The organism is Lactococcus sp. FSL W8-0209 (genome assembly GCF_038006585.1).
Taxonomy (GTDB): Bacteria; Bacillota; Bacilli; order Lactobacillales; family Streptococcaceae; genus Lactococcus; species Lactococcus lactis.
Genome location: NZ_JBBOVN010000001.1, coordinates 1,560,657 through 1,579,603, shown reverse-complemented (window position 1 = coordinate 1,579,603; position 18,947 = coordinate 1,560,657). Strand labels below are relative to the sequence as shown.

General features: G+C 35.2%; 13 protein-coding genes and 1 pseudogene. 9 read left to right on the top strand and 5 right to left on the bottom strand.

The features are described 5' to 3' along the window. Window positions 1–67 precede the first annotated feature (67 nt). On the top strand, window positions 68–1,045 hold the full coding sequence (locus MKX45_RS07735; RefSeq protein WP_003131075.1) for an L-lactate dehydrogenase: 978 nt from the start codon (window positions 68–70) through the stop codon (window positions 1,043–1,045). A gap of 119 nt (window positions 1,046–1,164) precedes the next feature. Here the strand turns inward: MKX45_RS07735 and MKX45_RS07730 are convergent, their stop codons facing one another. The 5 genes from MKX45_RS07730 to MKX45_RS07710 form a co-directional block, all read right to left on the bottom strand. Further along, complete coding sequence (locus MKX45_RS07730; RefSeq protein ID WP_012897956.1) at window positions 1,165–2,118, bottom strand: ABC transporter permease; 954 nt, start codon at window positions 2,116–2,118, stop codon at window positions 1,165–1,167. After that, entirely contained in the window at window positions 2,115–3,209 is a 1,095-nt protein-coding gene (locus MKX45_RS07725; RefSeq protein ID WP_128267956.1) for an ABC transporter permease, read from the bottom strand. The genes MKX45_RS07730 and MKX45_RS07725 overlap by 4 nt, the downstream gene beginning before the upstream one ends. After that, entirely contained in the window at window positions 3,202–4,722 is a 1,521-nt protein-coding gene (locus tag MKX45_RS07720; protein ID WP_047206068.1) for an ABC transporter ATP-binding protein, read from the bottom strand. The genes MKX45_RS07725 and MKX45_RS07720 overlap by 8 nt, the downstream gene beginning before the upstream one ends. A 178-nt stretch (window positions 4,723–4,900) precedes the next feature. Next, window positions 4,901–5,716 carry a putative RNA methyltransferase gene (locus MKX45_RS07715; protein ID WP_057720884.1) on the bottom strand — a complete coding sequence of 272 codons (816 nt, stop codon included), beginning with the start codon at window positions 5,714–5,716 and terminating at the stop codon, window positions 4,901–4,903. A gap of 39 nt (window positions 5,717–5,755) precedes the next feature. Continuing rightward, complete coding sequence (locus tag MKX45_RS07710) at window positions 5,756–7,378, bottom strand: Rqc2 family fibronectin-binding protein (protein ID WP_057720885.1); 1,623 nt, start codon at window positions 7,376–7,378, stop codon at window positions 5,756–5,758. A 307-nt stretch (window positions 7,379–7,685) separates the two neighbouring features. Here MKX45_RS07710 and MKX45_RS07705 point away from each other — a divergent pair, with 307 nt between their 5' ends. From MKX45_RS07705 to MKX45_RS07665, 8 genes and pseudogenes are all read left to right on the top strand, one after another. After that, window positions 7,686–8,129: a hypothetical protein gene (locus tag MKX45_RS07705; protein WP_017864582.1), complete on the top strand. Its 444-nt coding sequence runs from the start codon at window positions 7,686–7,688 to the stop codon at window positions 8,127–8,129. Window positions 8,130–8,475: 346 nt separating this feature from the next. Further along, entirely contained in the window at window positions 8,476–11,541 is a 3,066-nt protein-coding gene (locus MKX45_RS07700; RefSeq protein WP_340816978.1) for a phage tail tube protein, read from the top strand. Between the two features lie 326 nt (window positions 11,542–11,867). After that, window positions 11,868–12,032: a hypothetical protein gene (locus MKX45_RS07695; protein ID WP_003131055.1), complete on the top strand. Its 165-nt coding sequence runs from the start codon at window positions 11,868–11,870 to the stop codon at window positions 12,030–12,032. A gap of 187 nt (window positions 12,033–12,219) precedes the next feature. Further along, window positions 12,220–12,639: a Spx/MgsR family RNA polymerase-binding regulatory protein gene (locus MKX45_RS07690; RefSeq protein ID WP_021469486.1), complete on the top strand. Its 420-nt coding sequence runs from the start codon at window positions 12,220–12,222 to the stop codon at window positions 12,637–12,639. Window positions 12,640–12,838: 199 nt separating this feature from the next. Beyond that, window positions 12,839–13,777 carry a 2-dehydropantoate 2-reductase gene (locus MKX45_RS07685; RefSeq protein WP_010905887.1) on the top strand — a complete coding sequence of 313 codons (939 nt, stop codon included), beginning with the start codon at window positions 12,839–12,841 and terminating at the stop codon, window positions 13,775–13,777. A 151-nt stretch (window positions 13,778–13,928) separates the two neighbouring features. After that, window positions 13,929–15,101 carry an exonuclease SbcCD subunit D gene (locus tag MKX45_RS07680; protein WP_340816976.1) on the top strand — a complete coding sequence of 391 codons (1,173 nt, stop codon included), beginning with the start codon at window positions 13,929–13,931 and terminating at the stop codon, window positions 15,099–15,101. 2 nt (window positions 15,102–15,103) lie between these two features. Beyond that, window positions 15,104–18,244 (top strand): annotated as a pseudogene (locus MKX45_RS07670) (AAA family ATPase). 128 nt (window positions 18,245–18,372) lie between these two features. Continuing rightward, window positions 18,373–18,600, top strand: a complete 228-nt coding sequence (locus MKX45_RS07665; protein ID WP_015426569.1) for a DUF4176 domain-containing protein — start codon at window positions 18,373–18,375, stop codon at window positions 18,598–18,600. Window positions 18,601–18,947 lie beyond the last annotated feature (347 nt).

Below are 18,947 nucleotides of genomic sequence, written 5' to 3'. Positions count from 1 at the left end.
CCTATTGTTGAAAAGATTATATTTTATAAAATACTCGTTTATAATTTGAAAGGAATTAAAGAAAATCATGGCTGATAAACAACGTAAAAAAGTTATCCTTGTAGGTGACGGTGCTGTAGGTTCATCATACGCTTTTGCTCTTGTAAACCAAGGGATTGCACAAGAATTAGGAATTGTTGACCTTTTTAAAGAAAAAACTCAAGGAGATGCAGAAGACCTTTCTCATGCCTTGGCATTTACTTCACCTAAAAAGATTTACTCTGCAGACTACTCTGATGCAAGCGACGCTGACCTCGTTGTCTTGACTTCTGGTGCTCCACAAAAACCAGGTGAAACTCGTCTTGACCTTGTTGAAAAAAATCTTCGTATCACTAAAGATGTTGTAACTAAAATTGTTGCTTCAGGTTTCAAAGGAATCTTCCTTGTTGCTGCTAACCCAGTTGATATCTTGACATATGCTACTTGGAAATTCTCAGGTTTCCCTAAAAACCGCGTTGTAGGTTCAGGTACTTCACTTGATACTGCACGTTTCCGTCAAGCATTGGCAGAAAAAGTTGATGTTGACGCTCGTTCAATCCACGCATACATCATGGGTGAACACGGTGACTCAGAATTTGCCGTTTGGTCACACGCTAACGTTGCTGGTGTTAAATTGGAACAATGGTTCCAAGAAAATGACTACCTTAACGAAGCTGAAATCGTTGAATTGTTTGAATCTGTACGTGATGCTGCTTACTCAATCATCGCTAAAAAAGGTGCAACATTCTACGGTGTCGCTGTAGCTCTTGCTCGTATTACTAAAGCAATTCTTGATGATGAACATGCAGTACTTCCTGTATCAGTATTCCAAGATGGACAATATGGCGTAAGCGACTGCTACCTTGGTCAACCAGCTGTAGTTGGTGCTGAAGGTGTTGTTAACCCAATCCACATTCCATTGAACGATGCTGAAATGCAAAAAATGGAAGCTTCTGGTGCTCAATTGAAAGCAATCATTGACGAAGCTTTTGCTAAAGAAGAATTTGCTTCTGCAGTTAAAAACTAAAATTAAAAAGAGTTGGTTGAGATTTCAACTAGCTCTTTTTTTATTTTAAATTATATTTGTTAAGCTAAAAGTCTAATAAAAAAAGTCTGTTCATCAACAGACTTTTTATTTTTGTAAATTTATTTAGATTTGATGTAGTTAACACCATCAGCCTTAGGAGCAATTGCTTTTCCAAGAAAGAGTGCCAAGACAATAATTGTAAAGACATATGGAGCCATTTGTAGGAATGAAGAAGGGATTTCTTTGATTCCAGGGATTTGACCACCGACAACAGCAAGTGAGGTAAAGAGCCCAAAGAGAAGTGATGATAACATTGCTCCAATAGGATTCCATTTACCAAAAATCATAGCTGCAAGTGAAATGAACCCTTGACCAGCAATTGTTGAAACTGAGAAGTTACCAGAAATTGCTTGAGCATAAATTGCACCACCTACACCACCGAGGACACCTGAGAGAAGCACACCAGCCCAACGGTAGGCATAAACGTTGATTCCAAGGGTATCAGCTGCTTGTGGGTTTTCACCAACTGAGCGAAGGCGAAGACCGAAACGTGTTTTAAATAGAACGTACCAAGCGAGAATGGCTACAACAATTGCAAGAAACCCTGGTAGAGAAGTTTGGCTAAAGAAGATTTTACCAATGACAGGAATGTTTGATAGTAGTGGAACGTTCCAATAACCGATTTGTTCATTGATATTAATTTGACCTTGTTGATAGAAAACTTGAAGTAGGAAAACTCCGAGTGCTGGAGCCATCAAGTTGAGTACAGTACCAGATACGATATGGTCTGCTCTTAGGTTCACTGTAGCCACCGCATGAAGAGAAGAGAAGAGAGCACCAATTAAAGCTCCAAAAAGGATTGAGAGCCATGGAGTCATACTTCCAAACATTCCGGCAGTAGTTAAGTTGAATACAACGGAACTGAAAGCTCCGATAGTCATTATTCCTTCAAGACCGACATTGACGATACCGCCTCGTTCGGAGAAGACACCACCAATACTTGTAAAGATTAGAGGAGTTGAATAGATGAGCATATTAGCGACAATGATTTGTAAAGTATTTACAAGATTCATGCTTTTTCTCCTTTCTTCTTAGTAGCTTCTGATGCTTTGATTTCTTTAGCTTTTGGTAACATGACTTCGATAATGAATTTCACTGCAATGAAGAAAATAATTGAAGCAGTGACGACTTTAACGATTTCTGGTGGGATACCATCATTTGTCATACCAGGAGCACCTGTTTGAAGAACTGAGAAAAGAAGAGCGGCAAAGAGAATACCGATAGGGCTATTACCACCAAGAAGTGCAACGGCCATCCCGTTAAATCCGATGTCGAGGGATGCCGATTGAGAAACAAAGTTTTGCATGTATCCAAATCCGTAAACAACACCACCAAGACCAGCAAGGGCACCAGCAACAACCATAGATAGGATAAGGGTACGTTTTGCTGAAATACCAGCATATTCTGAAGCATCAGGATTTAAACCAACAGCTTTGATTTCAAATCCTAGAGTTGTTTTTGTAAAGATAATCGCCATAATCACAAGGGCGATCAATGCAATGATTAATCCAATATTTAAGGTTGAATTATCAGTTAATGACGACATCCAATTTGTTCTGAAAGAAGCATTGGCACTAATTAGTTTTGTTTGGTCAGTAGTATTATCCATCAGGATACTTTTTTGGAACATGCTATGAATCATAAATGTTGAGAAGAACAACATAATATAGTTTAGCATGATTGTGGTGATAACTTCTGATGTTCCAAGGAGAGCACGAAGAATACCTGGTATGAATCCCATAAATGCTCCGAAGAACATTCCGATGATTACAACTAAAGGAATCATCAATAAACGTGGGATATCTGGAAAACTCAAAGCAAACCACATCGAGCTAATCCAACCAGCAAGTGCTTGACCAGACATCCCGATATTGAAGAGGCCTACTTTCATTGCAACTGCAAAAGATAAAGCTGTCAAAATTAGTGGGCCCATTGTTTGCAAGGTTTCACCAATTGCTCTTGTATTTCCTAAAGCAGAAATGAAGAGATCTTCATAACCCCAAATTGGGTTGTAGCCAAAGGCTAGCATGATAATTGCTCCCAATAAGAAACCAAAAATAATGGCCACCAGAGGAACAAGGACTTTTTTCGTTTTACTATTCATTTATGTTTCCTCCAACCATTAAAATACCGAGCTCTTGTTTTGTGGTTGTTTCAGGTCTTACAATTCCCTGAATTTGACCATCGTGAATAACAGCGATTCGGTCGGAAACATTTAGAATTTCGTCAAGTTCAAAAGAAATAACAAGAACTGCTTTTCCTTCATCACGAGCTTGGATTAAACGTTTATGAATATATTCAATCGCACCAACATCGAGTCCACGAGTGGGCTGTGATACGATTAGGAGGTCAGGATTTCGGTCAATTTCACGGGCGATAATTGCTTTTTGCTGATTACCACCAGAAAGAGAAGCAGCAGAAACCCATTCACCAGCACCACGAACGTCAAATTCTTCCATGAGTTTGCGAGCGTGACTATTTATTTGATTATAATCAAGGAAACCATATTTACTCATTGGTGGTTTGTAGTAGGTTTGCAGAGCAATATTTTCGGCTACTGTCATTTCCAAAACAAGTCCGTCCCGATGTCTGTCTTCTGGGACATGTCCGACAGATTGTTCTGTGATTTTACGAGGACGTTGGTTGGTAATATCTTTATTGTGGAGTTTGATAGAACCTGAATCAACCTTTGTCAAACCAGTAATAGCCTTCACTAATTCTGTTTGACCATTTCCATCAATTCCGGCAACCCCTACAATCTCACCGGCACGAACATCAAGTGATAATCCTTTAACTTTTAGAGAACCGCGACTTTCTTTGATATTTAAGTCCTTAATTTCGAGGACAATATCTTTAGGTTGAGCGGGAGCTTTTTCGGTGATGAATGAAACTGAGCGTCCGACCATTAATTCTGCAAGTTCTTGGTTCGTTTTGTCACCAAGTTCAACAGTATCAATTGATTTACCACGACGAATGACTGTGATACGGTCAGCTACCGCACGGATTTCATCCAATTTATGTGTGATGAGGATAATTGACTTGCCTTCTTTAATTAAATTCTTCATGATTTGCATCAATTCAGAAATTTCAGCTGGAGTCAAAACTGCTGTTGGTTCATCAAAAATTAAAATATCAGCTCCACGATAGAGTGTTTTTAAGATTTCAACCCTTTGCTGCTGACCGACAGAAATATCACGGATGAGCGCATCAGGTTCAACAGAAAGACCATAACGCTCAGAAAGTTCAAGTATTTTTTTCTTAGCAGTCTTTAAATCGAGATTGATTCCTTTAGTAACTTCATTACCAAGGATGATGTTTTCAGTAACTGTGAAGGCGTCAACTAACATGAAGTGTTGGTGAACCATTCCGATACCGAGGTTTGCTGCTTTAGACGGAGAGTCGATATTTTCGAGCTTTCCCTTAACGTGGACTTCACCTTCGCTAGGCTCGAGGAGTCCTGAGAGAATGTTCATCAAGGTTGACTTACCGGCTCCATTTTCGCCGAGCAAAGCATGAATCTCACCTTTCTTCAACTCAAGATTGACTTTGTCATTAGCGACAAAATCACCAAAACGTTTGGTGACATCAATCATTTGAATGACAGTTTCATTTGCCATATTGGCTCCTTCTTATAAAATAATATAATAATGTAAATTGTAAAAATTACAAATTTAATTATATCAAATTTGTCCAATTTATGAAAGCCCCGTCATTCCAATACTGAGAGTGCTTTTTCTAATAATTGGTTTTTAAAAAAACTTGGTTAAAATACAGTTATTTTTCAGTTAAAAAGATTTATTTTTGTCGCTTTAATAAATCAATTTCAATACTGATTGTTACTTCCAAGGATTCAAATTTCTTTAAATTTTCAATTCCTTCTGGTTTGATTTTCCAATAATGTGGTGTCATCAATAGCAGACTTAATAAATCTTCGGTAGATTGAATGGTAACTTTATATGAAAAATTTTCTTGTTCAACGCAAAAGCCGGGGAAGGTTTTGATAGATGAAGTTTTTACTTTTTCATGAATTTCGGGATAAATAATATTTTTTAATTCGATAAGATGATTGTTTGCGGCTCTGACAATAATAATATTTCCGTCGTCAGTAAGAATTCGGTCGATTTCTGGAACAGAGTATTCGGCAAACATTGATAAAACGGTGCTGACAGATTTTTCCTTGAAAGGAAGTTTGGCAAAATTAGCGACTAACCAATGAATCATCGGATTTTTTTTAGCCGCCATGCGAATTCCTAATTTAGAAATATCCATTCCATAGAAATTAGAGGCTTTCGGAGCAATCTCTTTTTGGAAGCGTGAAAGGTAGTAGCCCTCGCCGCAACCGATATCAAGGATAGCTTGGTCAGTTAAATGAGATTTTTTAAGTCTTTGATTAACTCTATCTGATAGTTTTTCATAATAGCCTTTGGCGAGAAAGTCGCGTCTGGCTGCCATCATTTCTTTTGAGTCGCCAGAAGTTTTTTTGGCATTTAAAAGAAGGTTGAGGTAACCTTCCTTAGCTAAATCAAAAGTATGGTTATTTTCACACTTATAAGTATTTTGTTCCTTTATGAGCAAGTGGCTGCATACAGGGCAGCTGATGATTTCAGACATTTGTTCTCCAATATAAAAATTAAGTTTTGTCAGTAAAATTTACTTACCAATTTTGCGAGATTTAATGACAGATTCGTCAGGAGTCACTCGAATCGTTTTTTCACGGTCATAAGTAACAAACCCTGGAGCTGTTCCTGTTGGTTTGTGTAATTTTTTGACATCTAAAACATCTACTTGAACAAGGTTGGAATAGCGTGCTTTGCTGAAATAAGCTGCTAATTCCCCAGCAAAAGTAATTGTTTCATCAGATGGATTTGCATTTCCTGTAATCAAAACGTGGCTTCCCGGAATATCCTTAACGTGAAACCAAAGATCGCCACGGCGTGAAAGTTTGAAACTGACTTGTTCATTTTGTAAGTTATTTTTACCTACTAAAATAATTGTTCCATCTTCAGCTTGATATTTTTCTGGTGGGAGCATTTTTTGCTTTTTATTACGATATTTTTGCTTAATATAGCCTGTTTGAATTAATTCTTCACGAATATCAGCAATTTCAGCAACGTCAGCATTTTCAAGATTTGATTCAACAGATTCTAAATAATGAATCGTTTCCTTGGTTTTAGCAATTTGCTCTCCTAAAAATTTGACGGCTTGTTTCAATTTTTGATAACGATGAAAGTAACGTTGAGCATTTTGAACAGGACTTAAAGCTGGATTTAGAGCAATTTCAATTGGTTCATTAGTATAGTAATTTTCCAAAGTTACACTTGCTTTATCATTAGGAACTTGATTTAAAAATGTATTAAGCAGTTCACCTTTTTGACGGAAAATTTCAGCATTGTCAGTCGCAAGTAATTCTCGTTCTTGTTTTTTTAATTTATCACGATTTTTCTTCAGTTCATTTTGAATTTTTTTAATGACAGAAGCAGCAACCTGTTTAACACGGTCACGTTCGGCCTTATCCGCATAGTAAGTATCAAGCATTTCAGAAAGGCTGTCAAAACTTACAAATTCATCAGCAAGTTTGATACTGGAAAAAGTATCGTTAGGATAAATTGATGGAGTGACTGTCAGTAATTTTTCATGGAATTCTTTTACTGACAGACTTGTTAACGCATTTTTAGAATCACGTCCGATTCCTTGTAATTTTTGTTGTAATTGTTCAGTTTGTAAAGCTTCAAAAATCTCTTCGTCAGTGGCTTTGAAAGGGTCAATAGCAGTATTTAAAGGTGGTGCAATATAAGTTGAACCTGGTAGAATTGTGCGATATTGATTCTGTGAAAAACCAATATGTTTAATGGATTCAATAATTTTTTGCGAGGTTTTTTCTAGTAAAATAATATTACTATGTTTACCCATAATTTCTGTAATCAAAGCAATTTTTAAACTGTCACCAATTTCATCTTTGGTTGAAATATGGAAAATAATCTGACGATCATTGCCCACTTGTTCAATTTGTTCAATAAAAGCGCCAGCCAAATATTTGCGTAAAATCATCACAAAATTATTTGGATTTTGTGGATTTTGAAAATCAGTTTTGGTCAGCTGAACACGACCAAAAACAGGGTGAGCTGAGAGTAAAAGTTTATGAGATTTACCAGCTGACCGAACTGTTAGAACAAGTTCTTGGTCAAAAGGTTGATTAATTTTTTGAATACGTCCACCAACCAATGGTTGAAGTTCAGCCGTCATGTGGTGTAAAAAAATACCATCAAAGGACATTAGGTGCCTCTTTCCTTTTATAATTCTTATAAGCAGTTTTCACTGTTAATTAGGGAGTGATTATATCTTTTCGATTTATTGACAAACCTGTCAGTAAATATGAGAAGTTTTATAATTATTTCTATGCCAATTTTACCAAAAAAAGAGTAATTTTTCTTCTATTATTAAAGAATGGTTTGTATTTCTTTCAAAAATTTTGAAAAAGCTTTGGATAAGTGAGAAAGTAACTTTTATCAGTAAAAAATGTTAAAATAAAATAGAAATAAGTTCAGGAAAATTAGTAAATTAGAAAATATAGGATAATTAAATGAATAAAATTGTCGGCATAGTTGAGCGTATTCTACGGATTATCATGTTTGTCGTTGCTGTGGCAATGCTTGGAGGAGCTCTCTTTTTATTAGGCTTGCATCAAACAAATAAAAACTTAGAGAAAATACCTGTTTCAGGAAAAATTGTTTACGGAACAGAGGTTAAAGCAATCCATGAAGTAACATACAGTTTTGAAGGAAAAGAATATCAAAAAAGACCTTTAGATGTATATTTTAGAAAATTAGGAGATGATGGCAAAAAAATTACTGTATATGTGGCTAAAGACCATCCTACTCGTATTTTCATTTCAAAGACTGGGCGACCACTCATCGATTCAGCAGGACTAATTGGAGGTTGGAGCTTGGTTTTATTACTAATTTTATTTGGAGAACATCAACTTTTGCGTAGAATGAAAATGTTAGAAGAAAATTCCGAGAAATAAATAAAATACAAAATAAAATCATATAGAATAAAAATACAAAAATAAAATAAAAACACAAAAATAAAGAAATCGCTGTCATTGGCGGTTTTTTTTATTTTGAAAATGTCATCTATAATTGATAGAACGTCCTGAAAACTGGGGATTTAAGACTTAATCGTTTTCACACAAGCTCTTGTGAAAGTCAGCAATGGTCAAGCAAAAACAAAAGTATTTTTATGTTTTTTTATAAAGAAATGATGTATAAATAGTGTATAGAATAGATTACTTAATACATGTTGCTTAAAAATATTTTATGCCTGATCAACATAAGATATTTTTCCAAACGATTTAGGAGGAATTTGACAAAATGGAAATGCAGAAACAAAAACCACCACGTAAGAAAAATAAAATTATTACTAAACGTAAAGTATTATCAGCAACGATGTCAGGAACTCTATTAATGACATCGGTAGTTATTCCAACAGCTTACAGCCTTCTTTCTAATCAGATCACAGCACAAGCAGCTGCCTTGAATATTGACCTATTGCAAAATATCACTTCAAGTAATAATAGTGGTACAAGTACAACAAATCGATGGACCAGTAATTCAGGGAGTCACAACGTCGATTTTACAATCTCAGGCCATGCTTTAGCTAATGTCTCTTTACTTTCGGGCCCAAGATACGCTGCTTTGGCGATTCCTCAAGAATTGCGTGGATTTGTTGTAGCGAACGGAAACACTTCTGTAACAACTAATCTCACAATTGATTTCAATCAAATTGCGCTCATCAATGCGATTGTGAGTGCTGGTGATACTTTCGTTGCAGGGGTAGCTACCATTTTAGGTAACAATCCGGCAGCCAGTATTAACTTGACACAAGTAACGACACAATTGAATTTACTAAAAGGTATCCAAAATATTGGTGGAGGGACTTTTTCAACACCCACCACTCTTAATGGAAATTCAATGCTTAGTGCACCTTTAAATGACGGAATGGGGGCGATTTTATCCCAAAACGTCACGGCTATTTTGCAAAATTTACGAACAGCTGTTAATAGCCTAACCGCAACCGGTTTGGCGGCTCCTGCGGCTAATACTGCCTTAGCTTTAATTAAACCTCCACTCATTACAGCAATCGATGCTGTATTAGTGCCATTAGTTAATGGAACTGGTGGAATTTTAGATCTCCTTTTAAACGCTTCAGCATTGGGTGATACAAGTATTACAATTCCGACCAAGATCACAGCACCAACTACTATTGCAAGTAACATTGATGCCAAATTTGTAGGATCAGCGGTTCAAACCAATTTATTGGATGTCAATATTCTTAGTGATGCAAATGGTATTTCCTATGTTTATTTAGCAGGGGATGTTAATTTAACATTGGTAGCGCCTACAGGAAACCTGAGCGCAACAACCTCGGCAATTGGAGCGTCAGATGCGACAGCGACCCTTCCAGCGACTTTAAAAAATAATGCTGGTACAGACATTCCGGTAACTTCAGTCATTACCAATAGTTCAGGAACTGCAGTAACTAATGGTCAGCTGTCAGCTGGTACTTATACCGTGACATATTCGGCCGCAGGCTATTCTAGCGTTACCCAAACCTTGGTTGTTACAGACCCAGCAGATACCACTGCTCCAGATGCACCAACAGTAGGCAATGTGACAGGCAACAGCACGAATGGTTATACGGTCACAGGTATAGCTGAACCAGGCTCAACGGTCACAATTAAAGATGGCAGTGGGGCAATCGTTGGAACAGGAACCGCGAATGTAACAGGAGATTATACGGTTACTCTCCCAGGTTCAGTTGGCCCCAATGCCCCACTTAATGTTACCGCCGCAGACGCAGCAGGGAATGTAAGTAATCCAACTCCAACAACAACACCAGCCGATCCGATTAATCCAGTTCTCGTAGCCCCTACTGGGAACTTGACTGCAACGACCTCAGCGATTGGTGCTACAGACGCAACAGCTACACTTGCAACCACTCTGAAAGACAGTGAAGGTGCCGACGTTCCAGTTACAGCAGTTATCACGAATGCTTCAGGAAACGCAGTCACTAATGGTAGCTTGTCGGCTGGCACTTATACTGTGATATACTCAGCTTCAGGGTATGACGATGTCACCCAAACCCTAGTTGTTACAGACCCAGCAGATACCACCGCTCCAGATGCACCAACAGTAGGCAATGTGACAGGCAACAGCACGAATGGTTATACGGTCACAGGTACAGCTGAACCAGGATCAACCATCACAATTAAAGATGGCAGTGGGGCAACCGTTGGAACGGGAACTGCGAATGAAACAGGAGATTATACGGTTACCCTCCCAGGCTCAGTCGGTCCTAACGCTCCAATTAGTGTCACAGCGACCGATACCGTAGGAAATGTGAGTGATCCAACTCCAGCGACAACTCCAGCAGACCCAGTAAGTCCAGTTCTCGTAGCTCCAACTGGTAACTTGACCGCAACAACCTCAGCGGTTGGTGCCTCAGATGCCATGGCTACTCTTCCAGCAACTCTGAAAGACAGTGAAGGTGCCGATGTTCCGGTTACAGCAGTTATCACGAATGCTTCAGGAACTGCAGTCACTAATGGTAGCTTGTCGGCTGGCACTTATACTGTGACATACTCAGCTTCAGGGTATGACGATGTCACCCAAACCCTAGTTGTTACAGACCCAGCAGATACCACCGCTCCAGATGCACCAACAGTAGGCAATGTGACAGGCAACAGCACGAATGGTTATACGGTCACAGGTACGGCTGAACCAGGATCAACTATCACAATTAAAGATGGCAGTGGTGCAACCGTTGGAACGGGAACTGCGAATGAAACAGGAGATTATACGGTTACCCTCCCAGGCTCAGTCGGTCCTAACGCACCAATTAGTGTTACAGCGACCGATGCCGCAGGAAATGTGAGTGATCCAACTCCAGCGACCACTCCAGCTGATCCTAAGGCTCCGTCAGATACTACAGCTCCTAATCCTCCAAGTGTAGATACCGTGACTGGTAACCCTGATACAGGTTATACGGTTGGTGGTAAGGGGGAACCTGGATCTACAATAACAATTAAAAACCCAGCAACTGGTGAGATTTTGGGAACTACTATAGTGGATCAAGATGGAAACTATAGCATTAAACTTCCGATGGGGGTTAAACCGGGTACTCAACTTTCGGCTACCTCAACTGATGCTGCAGGAAATGTAAGTGATCCAACAGACTTTATTATTCCGGTCTTGACTTCTGGAATGGCAATAGGTAATAGTGGGGATAATATGGGTGGTAAGTATTTCTCAAGTGGTAAATTACCAGCAACAAATGGTGCAGAAACTGGCTGGCTTGGTGTAATTGGAACAGTCATTCTATCTCTGCTTGGTAGTCTATTGTTCTGGCGTAAGAATAAAAAGGAGGATGAAAGCTAACATCAATAAAATTTTTCAAACAAATAATTAGTTAAAGTTTATAAAATACGATAGAATAAGAGAGTCAAGGCATATCCAACCTTGACATCTCTGAAATTCTTTTCAAATTACAAACATTGAGCCAGTCCATTCGACTGGCTTTTTTGTTATTTAATGGGGTATTCAAATTATCTATATCAAAAGTAAGCTTTTTTCTTCATAAAATGTTATTTTTTTGGTACAATTACGTTAAGAGAATGAAATGATTCTCTATATCCTTTAGATTTTTTTTAAGCTATATAGTAGTTTTAGAGGTGGCCTGTTCGGTTAATCATCTAAGAGCACTAATGGGAGGAAATCAATTGTCTAAAAAAATATCAGTAAAAGTGGTCAAAAATAGTAAACAACAAACAGAGAGAAATACTCTGCTTGCAGACACCTTTGAAAATCGATGGTTCCAAAATGAATGGAAGCATAAATTTAAGACATTAACTTCTGGGGGGAGAAAATAAGTATTAAACAAAAGCCATCAAAATGATGGCTTTTATTATTTAATAGAGGTATGCATAAAAACTATAGTTAAATAACAAAAAAATTAAATTAAAATAATAATATATATTGACAAAAAATGAAAGATTTAATATAATATATTTGTAAATGAGAAAAAAATAATAAAAAAACAAAAAAGGAAATTATGCCATGATTAAATTATTTTCTTCGACAAACTGTAGCTCAAGTAAAAAAATGAAACAATGGTTAATTACAAATAAATTAGAATTTGAAGAGATAAGTATCTTAGAAAATACTTTATTAAAAAAAGATATTTTAAGAATACTCTCATTAACAGAAACTGGAGTAGAGGAGATTATCTCTAAAAGAAGTAGTGCTTATAAAAAACTATCAAAAATCATTGACTTTGATGCGCTCACTCTAAATTCACTCGTAGAGTTAATTGTTCAGAATCAAAAATTGCTGCGTCGTCCACTTGTGGTGGATGAACATAGATTGCAAGTAGGCTATAATGAAGATGATATTCGTAAATTTCTGCCACGAAAAGTCAGGCAGCTTGGCTTGATGACCGCTATTGAAAATGTTCGAATTTGGGATCAGGCAAAATAAGAATATCTAGTGAGGGTTTGTTGAATTTTCAAAATATCTCTGTCTTATATTTTGAAAGTTAATTTTTGATTTTTGACTAATAAAAAGCTACAATTTTAACTATAAATAATTTGTTATCTATAAATTACTATAACTGAACTCGTTTAAAAATAGCGAATTCAGTTATTTTATGGAAAAAATATGTAGATTGAGAGATAAAATGAGAATTACAATTGCCGGTGCAGGAGCGATGGGGAGTCGTTTTGGTTTAATGCTTCATAAAGGTGGCAATGAAGTAACCCTTATAGATGGATGGCCTGAACACGTTAAAGCGATTAAAGAGCATGGTTTGCGAGCTAATTACAATGGAGAAGAACTCACCGCTCATCTATCGGTTGAGTTACAATCTGAGATTTCTTCTAAAGAAAAAACAGATTTAATTATTTTGTTTACAAAAGCCATGCAATTAGATAAGATGCTACAAGATATTAAACCATTAATTGACGAGCATACCAAGGTACTTTGCTTACTAAATGGAATTGGGCACGAAGATACTATAGAAAAATATGTTTCGAAAAATAATATCTTTATTGGTAATACTATGTGGACTGCTGGATTAGAAGGTCCAGGTAAAGCTAAATTATTTGGTGATGGTTCGGTTGAGCTACAAAATCTTATTTCAGGTGAGGAAGAAACAGCTAAAAAGTTAGCAGAAATATTATCAGAATCGGGACTGAATGCTAAATATTCTAACAATATTCATTATTCTATTTATAGAAAAGCTTGTGTTAATGGAACAATGAATGGGCTTTGTACTATTTTAGACACTAATATGGCCGGATTAGGTGAAACAAAACCAGCACATGATATGGTTGTTACTATTGTTAATGAATTTGCAGCAGTAGCAAAATTTGAGAATGTAAACCTTGATATTGCTGAAGTAGTTCAGCACGTTGAAACCTGTTTTGATCCATCCACAATTGGATTACATTACCCTTCTATGTATCAGGATTTGATTAAAAATAATCGATTGACAGAGATTGACTATATTAATGGGGCTGTTTCACGTAAAGGTAAAAAATATAATGTAGCCACACCTTATTGTGATTTCTTAACACAATTAGTTCACAGCAAAGAAGAGTTATTAAAAGCAAAATAATAAATAATTGAATTTATTGAAATACTAGTGTTAATGCTAGTATTTTTGTTTTATCAGATATTCTATCAATGAATAATATAAAACTATTTGATAATGTTATAATGAAAGGTGAATATTATAAGGATTAAGATTATTTTTGGGGGATAGAGATATGAAATTTTTACACACATCAGACTGGCATATTGGAAGAACACTCAATGGTTTTTCTTTATTGGAAGAACAAAAATATGCATTTGAGCAAATTTTATCTTTGGCAAAACAAAATCAAGTTGATGGAATTATCATTGCTGGAGATCTTTATGACCGAGCAGTTCCGAGTGCAGAATCAGTCATAACATTCAATCAGATGCTGAGAGAGATGAATATTATAGAAAAGTTTCCTATTTATATGATTTCAGGGAATCATGATGGAGCCAAAAGACTAAGTTATGCTAAGGACTGGTTGGATTATAATAATTTACATCTACGAACATCCCTTGAGGAAGCCTTTATTCCAGTGGAAACAAAAGAAACTCAGATTTTTTTACTTCCCTTTTTTGACCCAATGGATGCAAGAATATATTTTTCGAATCAGGGATTAGATGAAGAGGGCACAAAGCAAATTAAGACAATTGATGATGCGATGACATTGGTAATTTCTAAGATGAAAAGTCAGTTCAATAATAAGAAGAATCAGGTTTTAGTCACTCATTTTGCGGTGAGTCCTCATAAAGAAGAAATTGTTTTAACAAGTGAAACCTCATCTAAAGTAGGTGGATTATCGACCTTAAATGTTTCACAGTTTGCAGATTTTGATTATGTTGCGTTAGGTCATATTCATACTAGGTTAGCTTCCCCAAGTGATAAAGTACAGTATTCGGGAAGTCCAGTAAAATTTAATACCAAAGAAGCGTCAACACAAAAAGGAATTTTTGTTGTTGAAATTAAAGAAAAAATGCTCAATTCTAACTTTCTTCCACTACAAGTTAAAACAGATTTAGTAGTTCTTGAAGAAGAATGGGAGCAACTAATAAACCGTGATTTTTATGAAAGGCAACCACTTAATGAAGCTTGGTTTGCGATTACAATTAAAAATTTTGATCGGACGAAACTCGTGGGACAAAATTTACGTGCCCAACTCCAAAAGATTTATGGAACAATTATAGAACTTGACTATCAATTTGAAAAAAAACAATTAACAAGAAGTAGGAGTCAAGATATTGAAACGTTAGATAATGTGGAAATTCTTTCTAGTTTTTATAAATTTACTACAGGGGAAACGCTAGATGATGTACAAACAGCAATCATCGAAAGTACATTTAATGAATTAGAAGGAGAAAAATAAAAATGAAGCCTATATATTTGGAAATGAATTATTTTGGCCCCCATGAGAATTCTGTCGTAGATTTTCGACTGCTAGATGAATCTCCTATATTTCTAATTAGTGGGGACACAGGCGCTGGAAAATCCACGATATTTGACGCGATGACTTATGCGTTGTTTGGAACAACAACGGGTGATAGAGATGCCAAAGAAATGAGAAGTCAGTTTGCAACAGCTGATGATAGGACAAGCGTGACTTTTTATTTTGAACAAGGAAATCTTTTATACAGAATTGAAAGAAGTCCTGAACAAAAACTCTCAAAGAAACGAGGCAGTGGATCTACTCTTCAAAAATCAACAGCGAAATTAGCTATTGTAGATAGAGTAAAAGGAATCGAGAAAAATAATATTGCAATAAATCCTAAAAACGTTGGAGAAGAAATCACTCGTCTTTTACATCTGAATGCCGAACAATTTAAAAAAATAATTCTTCTACCTCAAAATGATTTTTCGAGATTTTTGAAGTCTTCTACTCCAGATAAAGAGGCAATATTAAAAAGAATATTTGGTACCTACATTTTTACATCTTTTAGCAATGAGATAAAGGCTAAAAATTCAGAGATGAATGCTGTTTATTTAGAACATGATCGAAAACAACAAAATTTATATGAATCATCAATTTGGAATCCTATTGAATTAAAAGAACTAGAAGATGCAGCTGAACAAGAAAAACTGGATCTAGTCACGTCTCTATGGAAGGATCGTGTTGCGAGAAAAAATGAGATAGAAGGTCAAACTTTTGAACAAGAAGAAAAAGTAACTTCGATAGAAATAGCTTATAAATCCGCGTTGGAATTAGAAAATCAGTTTAAAAATCTAAATAATTTAGAAAATGATTACCAGCAGAATATTATTGAAAAGTCAGCTATTTTTGAAGAAAATTCCGAATATCTAAAAAAATTGAAATGGGCCTCTCCCTTAAAAGAAAGTATTCATGAATTAGAACAAGATATAAAATAGTCAAAAAGTTTAAAAAATAATATTGCTGGGATAATTTCTGAAAAAGCAAAAGATGAAATTCTTTTGAAAAAATTAACAAACGAAAAAGAGGACCTAAATAAACAGCAAGAAAATATTAATGAGAATAAAAAAGCAGCAGAAAAAATATTTATCCAGATTCAGCTATCACTTCAAGTAGAAAAAAAACAATCAAAGGTAGAGGAGTTAAAGTTAGAGCAAGCTGATAATCTCACACTACTAGAAAGTTTTAAAGCTAACTTGGGACAAGCAGCCGAAAATATTTCAACTCTTCAAGATGATGTTATTTCTGATGATTACTTTATTAATAAAAGAGAAGAGAGAAATCAATTAGAATTAACATTTCGAGGGAAATTAATTCCGACCTTTCAGAAAGTGAAACATTCAAAAGATGATATTGTTGGGTTAGAATTAAAATTAAAAGAAAACACAATAGCGCTTTCTGAAAATAAGGACAATCTAGAAAAGGCTAAATTTGCTTATAATGAAAAATTAAAAGGTAGAAGGCGCTTAATGATCGTACAGCTGCAATCTGAGTTGCAAGAAGGCGAAGCATGTCCCGTGTGTGGTGCATTAGAACATCCGTTTACAGAAACTATTGAAGAAAGCTCTTATAAAGAACTTGGAAATTTATTGAAAGAGATTGATGAATCACAAAAGAAACAAACAGTCCTTTTGGAGAAAAATAAACAATTACAACAATTAAAGACTGAACTTAAAACTAGTCTTGATTTGAAAAAAATAGAGGCAGATGAGTTTGAAAAAGAACTTTCAATTCTTTATAGTGAATTTATTGCTGATTATTCACAAATATTTCCGGATTACTTTGATGAAGTATCTATTGAGGAAAGTCTTTTAAATTTAACGAAATCGTTAGAGTTGGAAGAGGTAAAAAATGATGAAACAAAAGTAAAGCTTGCTGATTTAGAGTCAAAAAAACTTGAATTACAGGAAAAGGTAAAAGACTTTGAATATAGTAATCAAGAGTTTAATAGACAAATAGAAAATTTAAACGCTGAAATAACGGAGATAGGGATTACTGAAACAAGTTATAATTTGATAAGGAAGCGAAATAGGCTAATAGAAGAAGCTGATTTATTTGAAAAACATCTGTCAGAACTAATGGCACAACTTTCAGATATTAAAATAAAAATTTCTTCACAAACTGCCAGCTTAAATTCATTGGAAAATCAAGAAGCAACATTACTTGAAAGGATAAGTACCAATAAAGCAAAAATAAAAGAAAAATTTTCTGAGCAAGAGGCATTCACGACAGAATTTCAAATATTAAAAGAGTGGGCTTATGATGATGATTTAATTCAGATTTCCCAAAAAGTTGAACAATATAAAGCGGATAAAGCAAGATTGAAAGTCGAAATTAAAAATATTCAGCAATTAATTCAAAATAAAAAGCGACCAAATCTTGCATTGATTGAAGAAGAAAAGAAACAGACAAATGAAAACTATGTTTTTTTGCAAAAAAAATTGGTATCTGCTGAAAATGAAGTAGAGCAAGCGAAGTTGATTCTTAGTGAGTTAAAAAAACTTATAAAAGAACAAGATAAGGATGCTAGCAAAAAAGCTGCAATTACTAAGCTTTATAATGCAATTTCTGGTAGAGCTTCCGAAGATAAACTAAGGCTTGAAACATATGTGGTTCAAAATTATTTAGAAAAAATTCTTGATTATGCTAACCTTCATTTTATTAATCAGTTGTCAAACAATAGATATCGATTTGAACTTGCTGGCGAGGGAAATAATCGACGAATGGATCATGGCTTAGATATTAATATTTATGATAATGAAACAGGGGCGGCTCGTTCAGCTGATACCTTATCGGGTGGAGAAACATTTATAGCCGCATTGTCAATTGCTTTGGCTTTAAGTGAAGTCGTACAAAATACAGCTAATGGTGTCCAAATAGAAGCACTATTTATTGATGAAGGATTTGGTTCTCTTGACCAAGAAACATTACAAAAAGCAATGCAAGCTCTTGAACAAATTGGTGAAAATAGATTAGTTGGAGTAATTAGCCATGTAGAGGAAATGAAAGCAACTATTGGACAACAAATTATCATAAATAAAATGGGGGATGGTAGAAGTAATATTAAATCTGTTATTAAATAATTTTTTTTATGCTAACTAAAAATGATGTAATATTTCTATTTCAGTTGTAGCTTTGTGTTCAAGTAAATGTTATAATTACTCTAACGTATAAGAATTATAGGAAGAAGCAATAAGGGAAATTGTAAATTATGAGGGAGTTAAAGGATTTTCTGCCACTTGGGAGTGTAGTTTTACTTGCTGGGGGAAGTGAAAAATTGATGATCATTGGTTATAAGCAAGTAGAGTTAGATTCAAATAGTGAGCTAGACTATTCAGCAATAGTAATACCAGAAGGATATAAAAATCTCAAATCGATTCGTTATTTTAATCAAGAAGAAGTTGTTTATATTTTTCAAATGGGTTTTTTAGATAATTAATTGAAAAGATTATGGAGTTAGTTCTATGAAAAGGCAGGAGGTTTTATATCTTTTGCTTTTTTTATTGTCTACAATTACTGTTGATGGCGAAAAATAAGAATTTTTGTATGTCGAAATCTTTTTATTTCGCTTTAAAAAAATACAACAAGTATTATTGGATTCTTAATGAAAGAAAATAATTTGTTTAATGCAACTATTAGGTTGGTATTAGGCTGTTACTCGATTTTTTAACAATTGTGAATAATTATACATTATAGAAAGTGGGTTTTTGATGAATAGAAACTATTTTTCTATAGTGTAATCTATATAAAACTGTTTATAATAGAGGGTTTATGTCTTAAAAAAAT